The following is a 4,324-nucleotide window of genomic DNA, read 5'->3' on the forward strand; positions in this document are numbered from 1 at the left end:
GTCAGGGGCATGTCAGAGGGACTTTCGGGCCGCCGTCCCCATGAACTTCGTGAAGTTCTTCACAAGGAAAAAGGGCCCGTCCGCCGCTGTGCGGGGGCCGGAAGGATCAGAGAGTGATCTTCCAGCTGTTGATGTAGCCGACGTCCTGCGCCGCCACGTCCTTGACCTGGAGCTTCCAGATGCCGTTGGCGACCTCGCTGGAGGCGTTCACGGTGTACTGGGTGACCAGGTTGTCCGCCGAGTCGGAGCTGGAGTTCTTCAGCCGGTAGGCGGTGCCGTCCGGGGCGATCAGGTCGATGACCAGGTCACCGCGGTAGGTGTGCACGATGTTCACGTCCACCTTGGTGGTGGCCGGGGCGTTGCCCGCCACGCCCGAGACCGTGATCGGCGAGGTCACCGCGGCACCGGGGGAGTCCGGGATGTTCACGTCCGTGGTGTTCTCGAAGGACGGGCCGGGCGGGACCGGGGTGGAGGCGCCGAGGTTCCACAGCGCGTAGGCGATGGCGTCGCTGTTGCGGTCCAGCGCGGTGTCGTTGATCGCCGCGGTGGTGTCGCAGGAGGAGTGGTAGCAGCGGTCGAAGGCCTGACCGGAGGTGCCGCCCCACTTCTGGGCCTGCGCCGCCGTCTTGGTCCGGCTGGCGCCGGTGAAGAGACCGCCGACCGGGATGCCCACGTTCTTGAAGGAGGCGTGGTCGGAGCGTCCGTCGCCCTCGGTCTCGATCTCCGTGGGGACGTTGATCCCGGCGAAGTAGTTCTTGAAGGTCTGCTCGATCGTCGGGTCGTCGTCGTAGACGAAGTAACCGGCGTTCAGCGAGCCGATCATGTCGAAGTTCAGGTAGCCGGAGATCTTCGCGCGCTCCGCGGCCGGCAGGTTGTTCACGTAGTACTTCGAGCCGACCAGGCCGAGCTCCTCCGCGCCCCACCAGCCGAAGCGGAGGTGCTTGGTGGGCTGGAGCTGGGCGCGCGAGACCGCGAGGGCGGCCTCCAGGACACCGGCCGAGCCCGAGCCGTTGTCGTTGATGCCGGGGCCGGAGCTGACCGAGTCCAGGTGGGCGCCCGCGAAGAGCACCGAGTTGGGGTCGCCGCCGGGCCAGTCGGCTATCAGGTTGTATCCGGTCGCACCGGAGGAGGTGAAGGTCTGGAGCGTGGTGACGAAGCCGGCCGCGTCCAGCTTGGCCTTCACGTAGTCGATGGAGGCCTTGTAACCGGTCCGCCCGTGGGCGCGGTTGCCGCCGTTGTTGTTGGCGATGGTCTGGAACTGGTTCAGGTGGGCCTTGACGTTGGCCAGCGGGATGTCCGGCGGGGTGGGAGCCTCGACCACGGCGGTCGGGGCGGCCAGGGCCGAAGGTGAGGTGGCGGCCAGGAGTCCGGCCACGGCCAGGGCGGCCGAGGCGGCGAGGCGCCGGGAAACGGAGAGGCTCATTGTGGGGGCTCCGGATTTCCGAACGGGGATGGGAACGGAACGTGCGGGTGAAGAGCGTCTGTGCGAGCCCGATGTTCAGCGAGGACATGACAACAAGTCAAGAGCGCAATCCGGTCCGGTCGGTTCGACATACGGACAGCCGCCCGCACCAGAGTGGATGCGGACGGCTTCAGGGGTGTATGGGGCGATTACGCGCGCTCGTGCGCGGCCTTCCGGGGTGCGCCCGGAGTTCCCGGTTCCGCGTCCGGGTGCGCGGCGGGGGTCGGATCCGCGTCCCCTCGGGAGGGGGCCGGTGCCACCGAGGAGTCCCGCGCGGCGGGACCGGAGGGCGCGGGGAGCACCGGACTGCCGGGTGCCGGCCGCCGCCGCGGCCGCGGCGGCGAGCGCCGCGGTCCTGCCCCGACGGGCGGCCCGCAGCGCGTCCCAGGTGAGCACCATCAGGGCCGTCCACACCAGGGTGAAGCCCGCCCACCGCTCCGTGGGCATCGCCTCGCGGAAGTACAGCACCCCCAGCACGAACTGGATCGTCGGCGCCAGGTACTGCAGCAGCCCCAGCGTGGACAGCGGCACCCGGATCGCGGCGGCCCCGAAGAACACCAGCGGCACGGCCGTCACCACGCCCGTGGCGGCGAGCAGCGCCACGTGCGCCGGCCCGTGCCCGGTGAAGGTGGACGGGCCGGTGGCCCCGAGCCACAGCAGGTAGGCCAGCGCGGGCAGGAACTGCACGGCCGTCTCGGCGGCCAGCGACTCCAGCCCGCCCAGGTTCACCTTCTTCTTGATCAGCCCGTAGGTCGCGAACGAGAAGGCCAGCACGAGCGAGATCCACGGCGGCCGCCCGTACCCGACGGCCAGCACCAGCACCGCCGTGAAGCCGATGCCCACCGCGGCCCACTGCGCCGGCCGCAGCCGCTCGCCGAGCAGCAGCACGCCCATCGCGATGGTCACCAGCGGGTTGATGAAGTACCCGAGACTGGCCTCGACCACCTGGTCGTTGTTGACCGCCCAGATGTACAGGCCCCAGTTCACGGTGATCACCGCGGCGGCCAACGCCATCAGGGCCAGCTTGCGCGGCTGCCGGAGCAGCTCGGGTATCCACGCCCAGCGGCGGGCCACCAACAGCGCCAGCAGCACGAACCCCAGGGACCACACCATCCGGTGCGCCAGGATCTCCACCGCCCCGGCCGGTTTCAGCAGCGGCCAGAAGAGGGGGACCAGCCCCCACATGCCGTACGCGCCGAAACCGAAGAGCAGACCTGCCCGCTGCTGCTCGCTGCCTGACTTCACGGGCCCTCCTGGACTACTTCAAGCCAACCTGTCGAAGGTAGCGCCGGGAGGGCCCCCTTGTCATGACCGTAAGGCGGAGATGTTCATGACGTGGACGGGGTGGGGCCCCGCCGCCCCGGGCCTCAGGACTCCTTGAGGGCGGCGGCCACGGCCTCGCCGACCGGGGTGGTCGGACGGCCGATGAGCCGGGCCAGGTCCCCGCCGGTCCCGGCCAGCCGGCCGCGCGCGATCGCCGCGTCCACGTCCACCAGCAGCTCCGCGAAGCCCTGCGGCACCCCGGCGCCGGTCAGCACCTCCAGGTGGGCCGCGGCGGGCAGGTCCTGGTAGACCACCTCGCGACCGGAACGGGCCGCCACCTCGGCCGCGTACTCCGGCAGGCTCCAGGCGGTGTCCCCGCTCAGCTCGTACGTCTTCCCCAGGTGCCCCTCGCCGGTCAGCACGACCGCGGCCGCGGCGGCGTAGTCGGCCCGCGCCGCCGAGGCCACCCGCCCCGCACCGGCACTGCCCACGACCGCCCCGTGCGCCAGCACCGGGGCCAGGTTCGCCGTGTAGTTCTCGTGGTACCAGCCGTTGCGCAGGAAGGTGTACGGCAGCCCGGAGTCCAGCACCGCCCGCTCCGTCACCTTGTGCTCGGCGGCCAGCTCGAAGTCCGCCTCCGGGCCGCCCAGGATGCCCGTGTACGCCAGCTGCGCCACGCCCGCCGCCTTCGCGGCCTCGATCACGGCGGTGTGCTGCGGGACCCGGCGCCCGACCTCGCTGCCGGAGATCAGCAGCACGCGGTCCCCGGAGCGGAAGGCGCCCGCCAGCGCGGCCGGGTCCTCGTAGTCGGCGACGCGGACCTCGATCCCGCGGGCCGCCAGATCGGCGGCCTTCGCCCCGTCGCGGACCACGGCGGCGATCCCGTCCGCGGACACCTGCTTCAGCAGTTCCTCGATGACCAGCCGGCCGAGGGATCCGGTGGCTCCGGTGACGACGATGCTCATGGCTCTGCTCCCGGTTCGTGGGGGGTGGGTACGACACCACCTTACGGAGAGCGCTTTCTTTCCGTAAGTACCCACTTAGAAGTAAGGTACTGCCATGGGAGTAAGTGAGCAGGCGGCGGACGTGCGGAGCCCGATGTGTCCCTCGCGGGGGGTGCTGGAACACGTGACCAGCCGCTGGGGCGTCCTGGTCCTGGCCGCGCTGGTGGAGCGCGCGTACCGGTTCAGCGAGCTCCGCCGGGAGATCGGCGGCGTCAGCGAGAAGATGCTGGCCCAGACCCTCCGGACGCTGGAGCGGGACGGCTTCGTGCACCGCGAGGCCCACCCCGTGATCCCGCCCCGGGTCGACTACTCCCTCACCCCCATGGGCCGGGAGGCCGCCGAGCAGGTGTGGGCCCTGGCCCGCTGGACCGAGCGCCGCACCTCGGACGTGCAGCGGGCCCGCGCCGCGTACGACGGGGCCCGGACCCCCTGAGGGAGGCCCGGGCCCCGGAAACGCCGTGAGCGGTCCTGCCGCCCGCCGTCGGGTTCAGCCGACGACCGTCCAGGTGTCGTTGCCGGCGAGGAGGCGGCCGAGGTCGCCCTTGCCGTGTTGTTCGATGGCGGTGTCGAGTTGGTCGGCCATTTGGGTGTCGTA

General features: G+C 71.3%; 4 protein-coding genes and 1 pseudogene. 1 reads left to right on the forward strand and 4 read right to left on the reverse strand.

What is annotated here, in order from left to right:
- Nucleotides 1-106: 106 nt before the first annotated feature.
- The 3 genes from ABTZ17_RS36375 to ABTZ17_RS36385 form a co-directional block, all read right to left on the reverse strand.
- Complete coding sequence (locus ABTZ17_RS36375) at nucleotides 107-1,423, reverse strand: M28 family metallopeptidase (protein WP_352200104.1); 1,317 nt, start codon at nucleotides 1,421-1,423, stop codon at nucleotides 107-109.
- A gap of 75 nt (nucleotides 1,424-1,498) precedes the next feature.
- Entirely contained in the window at nucleotides 1,499-2,647 is a 1,149-nt protein-coding gene (gene rarD / locus ABTZ17_RS36380; protein ID WP_352200107.1) for an EamA family transporter RarD, read from the reverse strand.
- Nucleotides 2,648-2,829: 182 nt separating this feature from the next.
- Entirely contained in the window at nucleotides 2,830-3,690 is an 861-nt protein-coding gene (locus ABTZ17_RS36385; RefSeq protein ID WP_352200105.1) for an SDR family oxidoreductase, read from the reverse strand.
- A gap of 94 nt (nucleotides 3,691-3,784) precedes the next feature.
- Between ABTZ17_RS36385 and ABTZ17_RS36390 the strand changes: the two genes are divergently transcribed.
- A complete protein-coding gene (locus ABTZ17_RS36390) occupies nucleotides 3,785-4,162 on the forward strand; it encodes a winged helix-turn-helix transcriptional regulator (RefSeq protein ID WP_352200106.1) in 378 nt (125 codons plus the stop codon).
- A 54-nt stretch (nucleotides 4,163-4,216) separates the two neighbouring features.
- On the opposite strand, the pseudogene ABTZ17_RS36395 reads toward ABTZ17_RS36390, so the two are convergent.
- Nucleotides 4,217-4,324: pseudogene (locus ABTZ17_RS36395) on the reverse strand (2-oxoacid:ferredoxin oxidoreductase subunit beta); the annotation flags it as partial.

The organism is Streptomyces sp. NPDC097619, assembly GCF_040302735.1.
Lineage (GTDB): Bacteria > Actinomycetota > Actinomycetes > Streptomycetales > Streptomycetaceae > Streptomyces.

What these genes read in the sequence shown, in the direction of transcription:
- ABTZ17_RS36375 (WP_352200104.1), bottom strand. Translation starts at nt 1,423, where the DNA reads ATGAGCCTCTCCGTTTCCCGGCGCCTCGCCGCCTCGGCCGCCCTGGCC.
- rarD (WP_352200107.1), bottom strand. Translation starts at nt 2,647, where the DNA reads ATGTGGGGGCTGGTCCCCCTCTTCTGGCCGCTGCTGAAACCGGCCGGG.
- ABTZ17_RS36385 (WP_352200105.1), bottom strand. Translation starts at nt 3,690, where the DNA reads ATGAGCATCGTCGTCACCGGAGCCACCGGATCCCTCGGCCGGCTGGTC.
- ABTZ17_RS36390 (WP_352200106.1), top strand. Translation starts at nt 3,785, where the DNA reads ATGGGAGTAAGTGAGCAGGCGGCGGACGTGCGGAGCCCGATGTGTCCC.